At 71.0% G+C, this 15,729-nt stretch carries 16 protein-coding genes; 5 read left to right on the top strand and 11 right to left on the bottom strand.

The window, feature by feature from the left end; genetic code table 11:
• Positions 1-162 precede the first annotated feature (162 nt).
• From gyrB to DK419_RS25375, 3 genes are all read left to right on the top strand, one after another.
• On the top strand, positions 163-2,589 hold the full coding sequence (gene gyrB / locus DK419_RS25365; protein WP_109961536.1) for a DNA topoisomerase (ATP-hydrolyzing) subunit B: 2,427 nt from the start codon (positions 163-165) through the stop codon (positions 2,587-2,589).
• 14 nt (positions 2,590-2,603) lie between these two features.
• Positions 2,604-3,581 carry a phosphoribosylaminoimidazolesuccinocarboxamide synthase gene (locus tag DK419_RS25370; protein WP_109961537.1) on the top strand — a complete coding sequence of 326 codons (978 nt, stop codon included), beginning with the start codon at positions 2,604-2,606 and terminating at the stop codon, positions 3,579-3,581.
• A 412-nt stretch (positions 3,582-3,993) separates the two neighbouring features.
• Entirely contained in the window at positions 3,994-4,857 is an 864-nt protein-coding gene (locus DK419_RS25375; RefSeq protein WP_109961538.1) for a dienelactone hydrolase family protein, read from the top strand.
• Positions 4,858-4,860: 3 nt separating this feature from the next.
• Here DK419_RS25375 and DK419_RS25380 read toward each other — a convergent pair whose 3' ends face one another.
• The 10 genes from DK419_RS25380 to DK419_RS25425 form a co-directional block, all read right to left on the bottom strand.
• A complete protein-coding gene (locus DK419_RS25380) occupies positions 4,861-5,169 on the bottom strand; it encodes a phage holin family protein (RefSeq protein WP_245442713.1) in 309 nt (102 codons plus the stop codon).
• Between the two features lie 151 nt (positions 5,170-5,320).
• Positions 5,321-5,800 (bottom strand): nuclear transport factor 2 family protein, encoded by a 480-nt coding sequence (locus tag DK419_RS25385; RefSeq protein ID WP_109961539.1) that lies wholly within the window; start codon positions 5,798-5,800, stop codon positions 5,321-5,323.
• Between the two features lie 138 nt (positions 5,801-5,938).
• Positions 5,939-6,226, bottom strand: a complete 288-nt coding sequence (locus DK419_RS25390; RefSeq protein ID WP_109961540.1) for a hypothetical protein — start codon at positions 6,224-6,226, stop codon at positions 5,939-5,941.
• A 109-nt stretch (positions 6,227-6,335) separates the two neighbouring features.
• Positions 6,336-7,775, bottom strand: coding sequence for a dihydrolipoyl dehydrogenase (gene lpdA, locus DK419_RS25395; protein WP_109961541.1), 1,440 nt, complete (start codon positions 7,773-7,775; stop codon positions 6,336-6,338).
• A gap of 32 nt (positions 7,776-7,807) precedes the next feature.
• Positions 7,808-9,274 (bottom strand): pyruvate dehydrogenase complex dihydrolipoamide acetyltransferase, encoded by a 1,467-nt coding sequence (locus tag DK419_RS25400; RefSeq protein WP_109961542.1) that lies wholly within the window; start codon positions 9,272-9,274, stop codon positions 7,808-7,810.
• Between the two features lie 4 nt (positions 9,275-9,278).
• Positions 9,279-9,887 (bottom strand): Uma2 family endonuclease, encoded by a 609-nt coding sequence (locus DK419_RS25405; protein ID WP_109961543.1) that lies wholly within the window; start codon positions 9,885-9,887, stop codon positions 9,279-9,281.
• 8 nt (positions 9,888-9,895) lie between these two features.
• A complete protein-coding gene (locus DK419_RS25410; protein ID WP_109961544.1) occupies positions 9,896-10,180 on the bottom strand; it encodes a DUF5076 domain-containing protein in 285 nt (94 codons plus the stop codon).
• A 20-nt stretch (positions 10,181-10,200) separates the two neighbouring features.
• Complete coding sequence (locus tag DK419_RS25415) at positions 10,201-11,652, bottom strand: pyruvate dehydrogenase complex E1 component subunit beta (protein ID WP_109961545.1); 1,452 nt, start codon at positions 11,650-11,652, stop codon at positions 10,201-10,203.
• A 110-nt stretch (positions 11,653-11,762) separates the two neighbouring features.
• Positions 11,763-12,806 (bottom strand): pyruvate dehydrogenase (acetyl-transferring) E1 component subunit alpha, encoded by a 1,044-nt coding sequence (pdhA, locus tag DK419_RS25420; protein WP_109961546.1) that lies wholly within the window; start codon positions 12,804-12,806, stop codon positions 11,763-11,765.
• Between the two features lie 105 nt (positions 12,807-12,911).
• Positions 12,912-13,223, bottom strand: a complete 312-nt coding sequence (locus tag DK419_RS25425; protein ID WP_109961547.1) for an FtsB family cell division protein — start codon at positions 13,221-13,223, stop codon at positions 12,912-12,914.
• A 305-nt stretch (positions 13,224-13,528) separates the two neighbouring features.
• Between DK419_RS25425 and DK419_RS28865 the strand changes: the two genes are divergently transcribed.
• On the top strand, positions 13,529-13,666 hold the full coding sequence (locus DK419_RS28865; RefSeq protein ID WP_162561402.1) for a hypothetical protein: 138 nt from the start codon (positions 13,529-13,531) through the stop codon (positions 13,664-13,666).
• A 33-nt stretch (positions 13,667-13,699) separates the two neighbouring features.
• On the opposite strand, the gene DK419_RS25430 is transcribed toward DK419_RS28865, so the two are convergent.
• Positions 13,700-14,626, bottom strand: a complete 927-nt coding sequence (locus tag DK419_RS25430) for a helix-turn-helix transcriptional regulator (protein WP_109961548.1) — start codon at positions 14,624-14,626, stop codon at positions 13,700-13,702.
• A gap of 184 nt (positions 14,627-14,810) precedes the next feature.
• Here DK419_RS25430 and DK419_RS25435 point away from each other — a divergent pair, with 184 nt between their 5' ends.
• Positions 14,811-15,728, top strand: a complete 918-nt coding sequence (locus tag DK419_RS25435) for a DMT family transporter (protein ID WP_109961549.1) — start codon at positions 14,811-14,813, stop codon at positions 15,726-15,728.
• The last annotated feature ends 1 nt before the right edge of the window (position 15,729 follow it).

Consider the following 15,729-nt stretch of genomic DNA (forward strand, 5'->3'; position numbering starts at 1 on the left):
TGCAATTTCAAGGCGGAATGCTTACATCAAGGATCCGCCGGGTTGTGCTCTCCACAGCCCGAGCCCCTTGAGACACGAGACCCAGACGGCGCCGGAGCGTGAACCGGCGCCGGCGCCGGCCGCGCCACCCGCGACGCGCGCCCGCCCGCACCAGGAACCGACATGGCCGAACCCGCCCGCGATCTGACCCCCGATACCTACGGCGCCGACTCGATCAAGGTCCTCAAGGGCCTCGACGCGGTGCGCAAGCGTCCGGGCATGTATATCGGCGACACCGACGACGGCTCGGGCCTGCACCACATGGTGTACGAGGTCGTCGACAACGCCATCGACGAGGCGCTCGCGGGCCACGCGACCCTCGTCACCGTCACCCTCAACGCGGACGGCTCGTGCACGGTCTCCGACAACGGCCGCGGCATCCCGACCGACATCCACCCGGAGGAGGGCGTCTCGGCGGCCGAGGTCATCATGACCCAGCTCCACGCCGGCGGTAAGTTCGACCAGAACTCCTACAAGGTCTCCGGCGGCCTGCACGGCGTCGGCGTCTCGGTGGTGAACGCCCTCTCGACCTGGCTGCGCCTGCGCATCTGGCGCGCCGGCCAGGAGCACGCGATGGAGTTCCGCCACGGCGACGCGGTCTCGCCCCTCGCCGTCGTCGGCCCGGCCGGCGACCGCCGCGGCACCGAGGTGACGTTCCTGCCCTCGACCGAGACCTTCACGATGGTCGAGTTCGACTACGCGACGCTGGAGAAGCGCCTGCGCGAACTGGCCTTCCTCAATTCCGGCGTGCGCATCGTGCTGACCGATGCCCGCCACGCCGAGCACAAGCGCGAGGAGCTGGTCTACGAGGGCGGCGTCGAGGCCTTCGTGCGCTACCTCGACCGGACCAAGTCGCCGCTGGTGAGCCAGCCGGTGGTGGTGCGCGCCGACCGCGACGGCATCGGCGTCGAGGTCGCCCTGTGGTGGAACGACAGCTACCACGAGACGGTGCTGCCCTTCACCAACAACATCCCGCAGCGCGACGGCGGCACCCACATGGCGGGGTTCCGGGCGGCGCTGACGCGCCAGATCACCGGCTACGCCGAATCCTCCGGCATCGCCAAGCGCGAGAAGGTCTCGCTCACCGGCGACGATTGCCGCGAGGGCCTGACCGCGATCATCTCGGTCAAGGTGCCCGACCCGAAATTCTCGTCGCAGACCAAGGACAAGCTGGTCTCGTCCGAGGTGCGCCCGGTGGTCGAGAACGTCCTCAACGAGGGCCTGTCGAACTGGCTCGAGGAGCACCCCTCCGAGGCCAAGACCATCGTCGGGAAGGTGGCCGAAGCCGCCGCTGCCCGCGAGGCCGCCCGCAAGGCGCGCGAGCTCACCCGCCGCAAGGGCGCGCTCGACATCGCCTCGCTGCCCGGCAAGCTCGCCGACTGCCAGGAGCGCGACCCCTCGAAATGCGAGATCCTCTTGGTCGAGGGCGACTCGGCCGGCGGGTCGGCCAAGCAGGGTCGCGACCGCACCTTCCAGGCGGTGCTCCCCTTGCGCGGAAAGATCCTCAACGTCGAGCGGGCGCGCTTCGACAAGATGCTGTCGAGCCAGGAGATCGGCACGCTGATCACCGCGCTCGGCACCGGCATCGGCCGCGAGGAGTTCAACCCCGACAAGCTGCGCTACCACCGCATCATCATCATGACCGATGCGGACGTTGACGGCTCGCACATCCGCACGCTGCTCCTGACGTTCTTCTTCCGCCAGATGCCGGAGCTGATCGACCGCGGCCACCTCTACATCGCCCAGCCGCCGCTCTACAAAGCCCAGAAGGGCAAGACCGCGATCTACCTCAAGGACGACCGGGCGCTCGAGGATTACCTGATCGACGGCGGCGTCGAGGGGGCGGTGCTCAAGCTCGCCACCGGCACCGAGTTCGGCGGCCCCCAGCTCAAGGCGCTCGTCGACGAGGCCAGAGGCGTGCGCCAGGTCCTGCACGGGATGCATTCGCGCTACGACCGCGTCGTGGTCGAGCAGGCGGCGATCGCCGGTGCCTTACGCCCGTCGGTGGCCGGCAACCCGGCCGAGGCCGAGGTGGTGGCCGACGAGATCGCCCGGCGCCTCAACGCCATCGCCGACGAGATCGAGCAGGGCTGGGAGGGCGAGGCGAAGGACGGCGGCTACGTGCTGTCGCGGACGCTCCGCGGCGTGCGCCAGGTCGCTGTGCTCGACGAGGCCTTGATCCACTCGCAGGAGGCGCGCCGCCTCGACGAGCGGGCCGAGACCCTCAGCGAGATCTACGGCGCCCCCGTCACCCTGGTGCGCCGGGGCGACCAGACCACGCTGTACGGCCCGGTCGCCTTGTTCGAGGGCATGATGGCGCTCGGCCGCAAGGGCCTGCAGCTCCAGCGCTACAAGGGCCTCGGCGAGATGACCGCCCAGCAGCTCTGGGAGACGACGCTCGACCGCGACGTGCGCTCGCTCCTCCAGGTGAAGGTCAAGGACACGACCGACGCCGACGACCTGTTCGTCAAGCTGATGGGCGACGTGGTCGAGCCGCGCCGGGAGTTCATCCAGGAGAACGCCCTGAACGTGGCCAATCTCGACGTGTGATGAGGAGCACGACCATGCAGGCGGCCGAGCTCGCGCCCTTCTCCGACTACATCCTGCCCGAGGCGGCCCTGCCGGAACTGCCGGGTCACTACCGCGGCAAGGTGCGGGACAATTACGACCTGCCCGACGGGCGGCGGATCCTGATCACCTCCGACCGGTTGAGTGCCTTCGACCGGGAGCTCGCCGCGATCCCGCTGAAAGGTCAGGTGCTGACCCAGACCGCGCGCTACTGGTTCGAGGCGACGCGGGACATCTGCGACAACCACGTGCTCGCCTATCCCGACCCGAACGTGGTGGTGGGCCGGCGTCTCACCATCCTGCCGGTCGAGATCGTGGTGCGCGGCTATCTCGCCGGCAGCACCGGGACCTCGATCCTGACCCTCTACAAGGCCGGGCGGCGCGAGATGTACGGCCACCGCCTGCCGGACGGGATGCGCCCGCACCAGGCTCTGCCCCAGCCGATCATCACCCCCACCACCAAGGCCGGCCACGGCGACCACGACGCGCCGCTCTCCGAGGCCGAGATCCTGGAGCGGGGCCTGCTGACGGCGGCGCAGTGGCGCACCCTGTCGGAGGCGGCGCTCGCGCTGTTCGCCCGCGGCCAGGCGATGGCGGCCGAGCGCGGCCTGATCCTCGCCGACACCAAGTACGAGTTCGGCACGGATGCCGAGGGGCGGATCGTGCTCGCCGACGAGATCCACACCCCCGACAGCAGCCGCTACTGGTTCGCCGGGAGCTATCCGGAGCATCTGGCGGCCGGCACCCTGCCGGAGAGCTTCGACAAGGACGTGGTCCGCAACTGGGTCGCGGCCCGCTGCGACCCCTACCGCGATCCCGTCCCGGAGATCCCGCCCGACGTGGTGCTGCGCACCGCCGCCACCTATGTCAGCGCCTTCGAGACGATCACGGGCCAGCCCTTCGCCCTGCCGGACACGAGCGAGCCGCCGCTCGCGCGCATCCGGCGCAACATCGCGGCCTTCCTGGAACGATAGGGGGCTCCGTCGCCTCCGGCCGACTCGGGTCGAGCGGCGCCGGGGCGGGAGTTCCGGAGGCGATCCACGAGCCTGACCGTCCGCTCGCGCGTCGGATGCCGGCCACCATCCCCGCGGAAGCGACGCGCACGATAGTGCCGGTCGTTTCCGCAGGCGGGCCGCATGACGCAGGATTGTGCTTGTACCGCGCGGGGCCGTCCGGCTATGACCGGGCGCAGGACAGAAAAAAGGCCGCCCTTGCGAGCGGCCCGAAGTCTAGGGAGGAAACGCCCAAAGAGGGCTGCACCGCCGCGACGCCATCGCTGCGGTGCGAAAACGTTTTCTCACGCTGCAGTGCACAACGCAACCGCTCCGCTTCGCCTGGCCGCCATGCGGACGATGCATGGCGGCTCGCGGCCTCCCGGGAGGACCGATGCTCGGGGATCGTTCTCGGCTCCGCGGGCGGCGCCCCTGCGCCCCGGCGCGCCTTGCGGCAGTGCTCCTCGCCTCGACGCTGCCGGCCCTGGCGTGTGCCGCCGCGCGGGCGGAGCCCGTCGCCGTCACCTTTCCGGGCCCGGACGGCACGATGCTGGACGGGCGGCTCTACCGGCCCGCGGGGCCGGGTCCTTTTCCGGCGGTCGTCGCGCTGCACGGCTGCGGCGGCCTGTTCGACCGGACGGGGGCGCCGAGCGCCCGGCACGCCGACTGGGGCGAGCGCCTGGCCGCGCGGGGGTTCGTGGTGCTGTTTCCCGATAGCTTCGGCTCTCGCGGCCTCGGCCCGCAATGCCGGGTCGCCCGTCGCGCGGTCCGGCCCGGCCGCGAGCGCGTCGCCGATGCGCAAGCCGCCGGCGCGTGGCTGCGCGGCCGTCCCGACGTGAAGCCCGGCGCGGTCTCGCTCCTCGGCTGGTCCAACGGAGGCTCGACGGTGCTCGCCGCCGCCCGGGCCGGGAACGGCTCCTTCGACCGCGCGGTCGCGTTCTACCCGGGCTGCCGCGCGCCCCTGGAGCACGGCTGGCGCGACGGCACGCCGCTCCTCATCCTGGTCGGCGGCGCCGACGACTGGACCGGGGCCGAGCCCTGCCGCGCCCTGGCGGAGGCGGCCCGCGCCCGGGGCGAGCAGGTCGAGATCACGGTCTATCCGGGCGCCGTCCACGATTTCGACGCGCCCGGTCGGCCGGTCCGCGAGCGGCGCGGCCTCGCCTACACGGTCAACCGGGACGGGGTCGCCCATGCGGGCACCGATCCGGCGGCGCGGGCCGACGCCCTGGCGCGGGTGCCGGCCTCCCTCGCGCGCTGACGCCTACCGCCGCAGGTCCATCTTCCGCAGGCCCCAGAGCGTGAGCACGGTCGCGGCGGCCGCGAAGGGCGCCGCGCCGATCACCGCCGCGACCGCCTCCGAGCCGATCAGCGCCCCGAGCCCCTTCACGAGGGCCATCAGCAGCAGGAAGCCGCTGACGCAGGCCAGCAGCACGATCGTGCCGCCCCACAGGGTGTAGCCGGAGACGATCCGGGCGATCCGGTCGACCTCGTCGGAGAACAGCGTGATCTCCTTGACGGCCAGGCTGCTCGCGAGGCGGACGGCCTCGGCGACCAACCTGATCGTGCTCACCTGCCGGTCGGACCGCACGACGTTACGCTCCCGCTGCGCCGCGGCTGGAACGCCTGCGGCGAGCGAGAACGCCCGAGCTTGACCGTCGTTCCCGGACCTCCGATCAGGGAGGCTTGCGATCAGGGAGGCCTGCGATCAGGCCGGCTCGCGGTCAGGCGGGCTTGAGCGGGCAGCTCTGCCGGCCGAGCAGCCGCCAGTCGCCGCCGTCCTTGAGCCAGACCTGCAGCACCGCGATGTAGGAGCGGCCGGTCTCGCCGTTGGGCAGGATATCGGCGCCGTCCCAGACGTGGCGGACCATCGCGGTATCGCCGACGACCTGGAACCACGGCTCGGAGAACGTCAGCGACTTGTAGTTCGTCTTGCCGGCGAGGCTGGCGATGAACTGCGCCTTGGTCTCGATCTTGCGCCCGCTCGAATGGCCGTAGCTGAGCTGCGGGTGGGTGAGGGCGTCGAGCGCCTTGGCGTCGCCGTCCACGATCGCGACCCGCAGGGCCTCGAGCCGGCGGCCCACCGCCTCGCTCTCGTCGGCGGCCCGCGCCGCCCCCGAACCGGCGGCGAGCAGCGGCACCGCCACGCCCGCGGCCATGCCGGCGAGCAGGGCCCGCCGCGAGCCGTTCTCCGTCTGCGTCATGTGTCTCCTCCCGTGCCAGGTCGCCGGCGGACCATGCTCTCCGGCGCCGCGCCGTTGCGCGCTGTTCGAGCTTAGCCCGGAGCCCGGGCGCTGACCATCGCGCCGGCACGAACGGAAGGTGTTTCGGCCGGACCGCGCTCAGCGGCCGTACCGCGAGGCCCCGGTGGTGTCCGGACCGGCCGCGGCGCCGGCGGCGGCGTCCAGCTCACCCTGGCAGGGCGGGCTGATGCGGTCGTAGTTGCGGCGCAGGCAGCGCTCGATGCGCCGCGTATCGGGCACGTCGCCCGAGCACAGCGTCATGGCGTCCGTCATGCAGGCCAGGCGCTGCCGCTCGGTGCCCTGGGCACCCGCCTCGGCGGGCACCAGACCCACGATGGCTCCGGCCGCCGCCGCCAGGGTGACGGCGCGGATCAACGGCATCGACATTCGACCTCTCCGGCTCTTTTACGAAGCGTCAACACCGAGCCGGGCCTTCCGGTTCGCGACGCAGCTGCGTTGCGTGGCCGGAAGGGCGGGGCGGGGCCGGGGCGGGGGCCTAGGTGTGGATCACCCGCCCGTAGGCGTCGAGCACGCTCTCGTGCATCATCTCCGAGAGCGTCGGGTGCGGGAAGACCGTGTGCATCAGCTCTTCCTCGGTGGTCTCGAGGTTCATCGCCACGACGTAGCCCTGGATCAGCTCGGTCACCTCGGCACCGACCATGTGGGCGCCGAGCAGCTGGCCGGTCCTGCGGTCGAAGATGGTCTTGACCAGGCCGTCGGGCTCGCCGAGCGCGATCGCCTTGCCGTTGCCCGCGAAGGGGAAGCGCCCGACCCGCACGTCGAAGCCCTGCTCCTTGGCCTTCGCCTCGGTGAGGCCGACCGAGGCCACTTGCGGCTGGCAATAGGTGCAACCCGGGATCTTGCCCTTGTCCATCGGGTGGGTGTGCAGGCCCTTGATCGTTTCGACGCAGATCACGCCCTCGTGCTCGGCCTTGTGGGCGAGCATCGGCGGGCCGGCGACGTCGCCGATGGCGTAGATCCCCGGCACATTGGTGCGGCCGAGCCCGTCGGTGGCGACGATGCCGCGCTCGATTCCGACGCCGAGCTTCTCGAGGCCGAGATTCTCGATGTTGCCGACGACGCCGACCGCCGAGATCAGCGTCTCCGCCGTGAGGCTCTGCGTCTTGCCGCCCTCGGTCTCGATCGTGGCGGTGACCGAGTCGGGGCCCTTCTCGACCTTGGTCACCTTGGCGCCGGTGAGGATCCTTATGCCCTGCTTCTCGAAGCGCTTGCGGGCAAGGCCTGCGATCTCGTGGTCCTCCACCGGCAGGATCTGCGGCAGGAGCTCGACCACCGTCACCTCGGCGCCCATGGTGCGGTAGAACGAGGCGAACTCGATGCCGATCGCGCCCGAGCCCATCACCAGCAGGCTCTTGGGCATTTTTTCCGGAACCATCGCCTCGTAGTAGGTCCAGATCTGCTTCCTATCCGGCTCGATGCCCGGGATCGCCCGCGGGCGGGCGCCGGTCGCCACGACGATGTGCTTGGCCTGATAGGTGCCGGCCGCCTTGGCGCCCTTCGGGGCCTCGGCGCGCTTCGTCTCCTTGACCACGACCCGGCCGGGCTCGTTGCCCTTCGGCGCCGCCTCGATCGCGGCCTCGCCCCAGATCACGTCGACCTTGTTCTTCTTGAGCAGCATGCCGACGCCGCCGTTGAGCCGGCCGGACACGCCGCGGGAGCGCTTGACGATCGCCGAGACGTCGAACCCGACATTGTCGGCCGAGAGGCCGTAATCCTTGGCGTGCTGCATGTAATGGTAGATCTCGGCCGAGCGCAGCAGCGCCTTCGTGGGGATGCAGCCCCAGTTGAGGCAGATGCCGCCCAGGTGCTCGCGGTCCACCACCGCCGTCTTGAAGCCGAGCTGGGCGGCCCGGATCGCCGCCACGTAGCCGCCGGGGCCGGCGCCGATGATGAGGACGTCGTAGGTGTCGGACATTCGGGTCTCCGGGGAGGGCGGGGCGACGGCGCTCAGACCAGCATGCCCATCGGGCTCTCGATCAGGCCCTTGAAGGCCGCGAGCAACTCGGCGCCGAGCGCCCCGTCGACAACCCGATGGTCGCAGGACAGGGTCACCGTCATCGCCTGGACCACCGCGGGGGCGCCGTTCCTCGCGACCACCCGGGCCTCGCCGGCGCCGACCGCCAGGATGGTGCCGTGGGGCGGGTTGATGACGGCACCGAACGACTTGATGCCGAACATGCCGAGATTCGACACCGCGGTGGTGCCGCCCTGGTACTCCTCGGGCTTGAGCTTCTTCGTCCGGGCGCGGGCGGCCAGGTCCTTCATCTCGGCCGAGATGGTCGAGAGGGTCTTCTGCTCGGCCTTCCGGATCACCGGGGTGAACAGCCCGCCCTCGATCGCCACCGCGACGCCGACGTCGGAGTGGCGGAAGCGTAAGGTACGGTCCTCGGCCCAGACGGAATTCGCCGCCGGCACCCGCTGCAGCGCCAGCGCCAGCGCCTTGATGACGAAGTCGTTGACCGAGAGCTTGAAGGCCGGCTTGCCGTCCTTGTCCTTCGTCGCCCCCGCATTGACCTGCTCGCGCAGGGAGAGCAGCGCGTCGAGCTCGACGTCGAGGGAGAGGTAGAAGTGCGGGACGGTCTGCTTCGACTCGACCAGGCGCTTGGCGATGGTCCTGCGCATGCCGTCGAGGGGCACCTCCTCGAAGGAGCCCGGCTCGAACATCCCGATCACCTGCTTGGCGGTGAGGCCGGAGGGCGGGGCGGCTGGCGCGGGCTTCGGGGCTTGCGCCTGGTCGGGCTTCGCGGTGGGGGCAGGGGACTCCTTGGCGGCCGGCTGCGGCGCGGGCTTGGCCGCTCCACCTTCGAGGGCGGCGCGAACGTCGCGCTCGATGATCCGGCCGTGCGGGCCCGAGCCCGTCACCGCACCGAGGTCGAGGCCCTCCTGCTTGGCGATGCGGCGGGCCAGCGGCGAGGCGAACAGGCGCCCTCCGGCCGACTGCCCGGCCGCGCCGTTCGGCTTGCCGGCCGGCTTGTCTCCCGCCGGCCGCGCGCCCTCCGGCGCGGTATCGACCCGCTCGTAGGACATCGTGCCGCCGCCGGGCGTCTCGTTGCCGGCTGGCGCTCGTGGCGTCCCAGTCTCGGATTCGGCATCCGCCGGCTTGGCGTCGGCGGCCTTGGCGGACGCCTTCTCCTGCCCGTTGCCGCCGGCCTGCACGCTCGCCGGATCCTCGCCCTCCTCGGCGATGAGGGCGATCAGGTCGTTGACCGGCACGTCGGCGGTGCCCTCCGGCACCACGATCTTGGCGAGCACGCCCTCGTCGACCGCCTCGACCTCCATGGTCGCCTTGTCGGTCTCGATCTCGGCCAGGATATCGCCCGACTTGACGGTGTCGCCCTCCTTCTTGAGCCACTTGGCGAGGTTGCCCTTCTCCATCGTCGGCGAGAGGGCGGGCATCAGGACGTTGATCGGCATGGATTCAGGTCTCGGCGGGAGGAGGGGCGGCCGGATCGTCAGGAGGCGCAATCTCGACAGGGAAGAGGTCGTCGAGCGGGAATGGAACGGTGTCGAAGGGCGGCAGGGCCACCGCCTCGCCCCGCTCCGCGGTGCCGAGGAGCAGCCAGCGGTCGCCGACGAGCGCGAAGCCTTCGAGCACGCCGTTGGCGGGATCGAGCAGCCAGAGGTGACCGACGCCGAATTCGGCGTAGATCCGGCGCTTCGGCCCGCGGTCGAGCCGAGTGGTGGAGGGAGACAGGATCTCGCAGATCCAGTCGGGCGCAGTCTCGATGAAGGCGGTCTTCGGAATGACCGGCAGGCGTTCGACGCGCCAGCCGGCGAGGTCGGGCACGACCACGTGCGGCCCGAGATGAAGCTCCGGCTCGATCATGAAGATCCAGCCGCCCGGGCCGCCGCGCCCACGGGAGAACGGGCGATCCAGCTCGCCCGACAATCGTGCCGATGCGATGCTGTGCAGCGGCCGCGGCCGCGGATGCGTCTCCAGCACCCCGTCGACGATCTCGGCGACGAGGTGGTCCGGCACCGCCTCGAGATCGGCGTAGGTGGCCCAACGCGGCGAGGCCTCGGCCATGGGGAGCCTCAGTTGAGGCTCTCGGGATCGAGGCTCTCGGCCTCCATCCCGGCGCGGATGCGCGCGAAGGCTTCCTCCTCGGACATCTCGGTCTCGCGGGCATAGACCCGCGCCGCCTGGCGGGCGAGATCGACGAGGAGCCGGCCCCAGGTCGCCGGGTCGTCGAAGGAGCGGCGGAGCGCGACGCTCACCGCGCCGTCGACCACCGCGGCGCGCAAGACTTCGATGCCGCCCTGCTCCCGCGCGTCGGGCGGGACGTCGAGGGCTTCGAAGCGGGGCTCGTCCTCTGCCATGGAATCCTCCAGCCTGCCGCTCACCGGTAGCAGACGGCCTTCGCCGCCTCGATCACCTCGGCGACGTTCGGCAGCGCGAGCTTTTCGAGATTCGCGGCGTAGGGCATCGGCACGTCCTTGCCGGTGATGCGCAGGACCGGTGCGTCGAGGTAGTCGAAGGCGTCGACCATCAGGCGGGCGGCGATCTCGGCGCCGATGCCGGATTGCGGGAAACCCTCCTCGACGGTGATGCAGCGGCCGGTCTTCTTCACCGAGGCCACCACCGTCTCCGAATCCATCGGCCGGATGGTGCGCAGGTCGATCACCTCGGCCTCGATGCCCGCCTCGGCGAGCTCGTGGGCGGCCTTCAGGGCGTAGGTCATGCCGATGCCGAACGAGACGATCGTCACGTCCTTGCCGTCCCGATGGACCTTGGCCTTGCCGATCGGCACCGTGAAGTCGTCGAGCTTCGGCACCGGGAAGGACTGGCCGTACAGGATCTCGTTCTCGAGGAAGACCACAGGGTTGGGGTCGCGGATCGCGCTCTTCAGGAGGCCCTTCGCGTCGGAGGCGGTGTAGGGCATCACGACCTTCAGGCCCGGCACGTTGGAGTACCAGGCGGCGTAGTCGTGGCTGTGCTGGGCGCCGACCCGGGCCGCCGCGCCGTTGGGGCCGCGGAACACGATCGGGCAGCCGAGCTGGCCGCCGGACATGTAGAGGGTCTTGGCCGCCGAGTTGATGATCTGGTCGATCGCCTGCATGGCGAAGTTGAAGGTCATGAACTCGACGATGGGCTTGAGGCCCGTGAACGCCGCGCCGACGCCGACGCCGGCGAAGCCGTGCTCGGTGATCGGGGTGTCGACGACGCGCTTAGGCCCGAATTCCTGCAGGAGCCCTTGGGTGATCTTGTAGGCGCCCTGGTACTCGGCGACCTCCTCGCCCATCACGAAGACCTTGTCGTCCCGGCGCATCTCCTCCGCCATCGCGTCGCGCAGGGCCTCGCGGACGGTCTGGGTCACCATCTCGGTGCCCTCGGGGATCTCCGCCATCGCCCGGTCGTCGCTGCGGCTGGTGATCACCGCCGGCGAGGCGGGCTTCTCGACCGGCTTGTCGTCCTGGGTCTTGGCGGCGGGGGCCGGGCGCTCGGCCTGGCCCTCGGCCTGCATGTCGGGGGCGGGCGCCTTCTGGCCTTCCTCCTTGCCCTTGCCGTTCGGCTTCGCCCCGCCGGCCTCGACGCTCGCCGGATCCTCGCCCTCGTCGGCGAGCACCGCGATCGGGGTGTTGACCGCGACGTTGTCGGTGCCGTCGGCGACCAGGATCTTGGCGAGCACGCCCTCGTCGACCGCCTCGACCTCCATGGTCGCCTTGTCGGTCTCGATCTCGGCCAGGATGTCGCCGGCCTTGACCGGGTCGCCCTCCTTCTTGAGCCACTTCGCGAGCTTGCCCTGCTCCATCGTCGGCGAGAGGGCGGGCATCAGGATGTCGGTCGCCATGGGGTACTCTGTCGATCCGGGTTTGGGGCGCGCCGGGTCGGGCGCCGGCCGAGTGGGCGAGGCCGTCCGCGCGCGGCGCGGACGGCCGGGGGCGTCAGAGCAAGGGGCCGCTAGAGCAGGATGTCGGTCCAGAGCTCGGACGGATCCGGCTCGGGGTCGCTGGTGGCGAAGTCCGCCGACTCGTTCACGATCTCCCGCACCTTGGCGTCGACCGCCTTGATCTCGTCCTCCGGCACCGTGTGGGCCCCGAGCAGGCGCTTGCGGACCTGCTCGATCGGATCGGATTCCTCGCGCATGCGGGCGACCTCGTCCTTGGTCCGGTACTTGGCCGGATCGGACATCGAGTGGCCGCGGTAGCGGTAGGTCTGCATCTCGAGGATGTAGGGGCCCTCGCCGTCGCGAGCGTGCGCGATCGCCCGCGTCGCCGCCTCGCGCACGGCGCGCACGTCCATGCCGTCGACCTGCTCGCCCGGGATGCCGAAGGAGACGCCGCGCTTCGAGAAATCGGTCTGGGCCGAGGCCCGCGAGACCGAGGTGCCCATGGCGTAGCGATTGTTCTCGATCACGTAGACCACGGGCAGCTTCCACAGCTGCGCCATGTTGAAGCTCTCGTAGACCTGGCCCTGGTTGGCCGCGCCGTCGCCCATGTAGGTGAGGCTGACCGTGCCGTCGCCGCGGTACTTGTTGGCGAAGCCGATGCCGGTGCCGAGGGAGACCTGCGCGCCGACGATGCCGTGGCCGCCGTAGAAGTTCTTCTCGCGGGAGAACATGTGCATCGAGCCGCCCTTGCCGCGGGAATAGCCTCCCTTGCGGCCGGTCAGCTCGGCCATCACGCCCTTCGGCTCCATGCCGCAGGCCAGCATGTGGCCGTGGTCGCGGTAGCCGGTGATGACCTGGTCGCCGTCCTTCGAGGCCATCTGGACCCCGATCACCACGGCCTCCTGGCCGATATAGAGGTGGCAGAAGCCGCCGATCAGGCCCATGCCGTAGAGCTGGCCGGCCTTCTCCTCGAAGCGGCGGATCAGCAGCATCTCGCGATAGGCATGCAGGTCCTCGTCCCGGCTGAAGGCCGGCACGTTCGAGGCCGAGGGCGGCGGGGCCGCCTTCTCGCGGGTCTTGTCGCTCCCGCGGCGCGCCTCTTTCGCGGCATCCATCGGCACCCTCCCGGCTGCTACCTTATGGGAGCGTTTCTAGGGCAGGAGGGCGCGCAAATCGAGCGGTTCGGGACGGAAAGCCGCTGGTTCGGCGGCCTTCATGCGTCAGGGCGTGATGATGACGACGTCGTTCGGGTGGACGCGGCCGAGCACCACCCGGGCGCGCTCCTCCAGGAGGTCGCGGTCGATCTGGTCGCTGCGCAGGAGCGCCACGCGCCGCTCCCACTCGGCCCGGTCGGCCTTGGTGGCGTCGAGCTCCTGCTGCAGGCCGTAGGCCTGGATCTTCAGCGCCCGCTTGGCCTCGAGGCCGCGGCTTCCGCTCTCGGCCTCGTGCAGGAAGTAGCCGACCACGAGGATCGACACGGCGTAGAGGCCGAGCGGCAACAGGACGGCACGGGCGCGACGACGGACTACCATGCGGGGGAGGATGGGGCGGGAGGGTTAAGGAAAGCGTAAAGGGGCTTTCGATCGATTGGCCTCGATCAGGGAAGCTTTCGGAATAAGAAGAGGCGCGGGATCCCCTCTCCCGGGTGGGAGAGGGGCAGGGGTGAGGGTGGCTCGGGTTCAGGATAAGCCTGAAACCGGCAAGCTGGGCAGCTCCACGGTTCAAGGTCTTTGCGGAACCCGGGCCACCCTCACCCCTGGCCCCTCTCCCACTCGGGAGAGGGGAGACCCGTGCCTCCTCTTCCGTCGATCAGTTCTCATCGAAGGAGGTATGATCGATGCCGCTGGAGACCTTTCCGCACGACACGGCGGTGCACCTGAGAACCGACGAGGACGTCGCCCACTACATCGAGGCGGTGCTGCAGGCGCTGGGCCTGCAGCTCAGCGTGAAGCGCGCCGACAAGCCGGCGGCGTGAGGAGGCCGATGAAAGGGCATTGTCCGCGCGACCTCACGCCGCCCCCCGCCACGCCGCCGGCGTGAGGCCGGTCGCCTGGGCGAAGCGGCGGGTGAAGTGGCTCTGCGAGGCGAAGCCGCAGGCGAGCGCGATCTCGGCGAGGCCCGTCGGCCCGTCCGCCCTCAGGTCCTTGCCCAGAAGGTCCTTGGCCAGCAGATCCTTGGCCAGCAGATCCTTGGCCAGAAGGTCCTTGGCCTTGGCGATCCGCCGCTCGGTCACGTAGCGGTGCGGCGCCAGGCCGAAGCTCGCCTTGAACATCTTGGCGAAGTGGAAGGTGCTCAGGCCCGCCTCGTCGGCCAGCACCTCGAGGGTCAGCGCCTCGGCGAGCCGCGCCTCGACCAGCTCCGCGATGCGGCGGCGGACCGACGGCGCGAGGCCGCCCCTCACCGTCCTCTGCCCGCCCGGGCCGGCATGGCGCCGCAGCAGGGCGTGGAGCAGCAGGTGGCAGGTGGAGCCGAGCGCCATCCGGTCGGCGCCCGCCGCCCAGTCGAGGGGCAGCACGGCGCCGCGCATCAGCATCGCGGTGGCGGGATCCTCCGCGAAGGTCAGCTCGCGCAGCGAGACGGCGCGGGGATCGAGATCGAGGGCGCTCACCGCCTGGTAGGCCAGGGTCTCGGGCGCGACGTAGAGGTGGAGCATCCGCAGGGGACCGCCGATCAGCCAGCGGCTCTGGTGGCCGGCCGGCAGCAGGCAGAGCCGGTCCGGCCCGCCGCCCGACACGGCGCCGTCCTCGCGCACCACGCCCTCGCCGCCCTCGAGGTAGAGGCTCAGGGTGTGGTGGTCCGGCCGGTCGTAGCGGGCGCGGTTGTCGCGGTTGTGCCACTCGGCGAGCGACAGCCCGCGCCCGATCTCGGCGCCGCGCAGGAGCGCCGCACCGGTGCGGGACAGGGCATCGCGGACGTCGGGATTCGGCTCGGTCATGCGGGGCGGGTCGGGATCGATGCCCGGACCGTAGCGGCCGGTCGCGGCCGGCGGCAATGCGCAGACCCGAGAAAGCGCCGAGAAAGCCCCAAGAATGGACAACGCCGCCGCCGGAACCGGGAAGCCGGCCGGGCCGGCAGCGCCTATGCCGGGGACACGCACCCGACCGGACATCGAAAACGCCGTGACCGCCTTCCTGTACGCCCTCACCGTGCTCATCTGGGGCACGACCTGGATCGCCATCAAGCACCAGCTCGGCCCCGTCGCCCCCGAGGCGTCGATCGCCTACCGCTTCGCGCTGGCCGGCCTCGTGCTCGCCGGCGCACTGGCCGTCACCGGGCGCCTCAAGGCCATCCCGTGGCGGCACCAGCCCTTCGTGCTGCTGCAGGCGCTCTGCCTGTTCTCGTGCAACTTCGCCTGCTTCTACCTCGCCACGCGCTCGATCCCGAGCGGGATCGTCTCGGTGGTGTTCTCGGCCGCCACCGTGTTCAACGTCGCCAACGCGTACCTGTTTCACCGCCGCCGCCCGGCCCCCCGGGTGCTCGCCGGGGCGGTGATCGGGCTCCTCGGCATCGCCTGCCTGTTCCGCGACACGCTGGTGAGCACGGCCCTCGACCGCGACACCGCGATCGGCCTCGGCCTGGCTCTCCTCGGCACCTGGTTCTTCTCGGCCGGCAACCTCGTCTCGGCGCGCAACCAGCGCCATGGGCTCCCGGTCGCCACGGTGAACGCCTGGGGCATGCTCTACGGGGCCGCCCTGGTGGCGACGGTCGCCGCCTTGCGCGGCGTGCCGTTCGGCTTCGATCCGTCGCCGGCCTACCTGGGGGCACTTCTCTACCTGGCGATTCCCGGCTCGGTGATCGGCTTCACCGCCTACCTGACGGTGGTGCACCGGATCGGGCCCGAGAAGGCCGCCTACATGACCGTGCTGTTCCCGGTCGTGGCGCTCACGATCTCGGTCTTCGCGGAAGGCTACCGGGTGACGCCGCTCGCCGGTCTCGGCTTCGCCCTGGTGCTCGCCGGCAACGCCGTGGTCTTCGCGCCGCGGCTCCCGCGGTTCGCCCAACGAAAAGGCCGCCCGGAGGCGGCCTGCGACGCGTGAG

The organism is Methylobacterium terrae (assembly GCF_003173755.1).
GTDB classification, from domain to species: Bacteria; Pseudomonadota; Alphaproteobacteria; order Rhizobiales; family Beijerinckiaceae; genus Methylobacterium; species Methylobacterium terrae.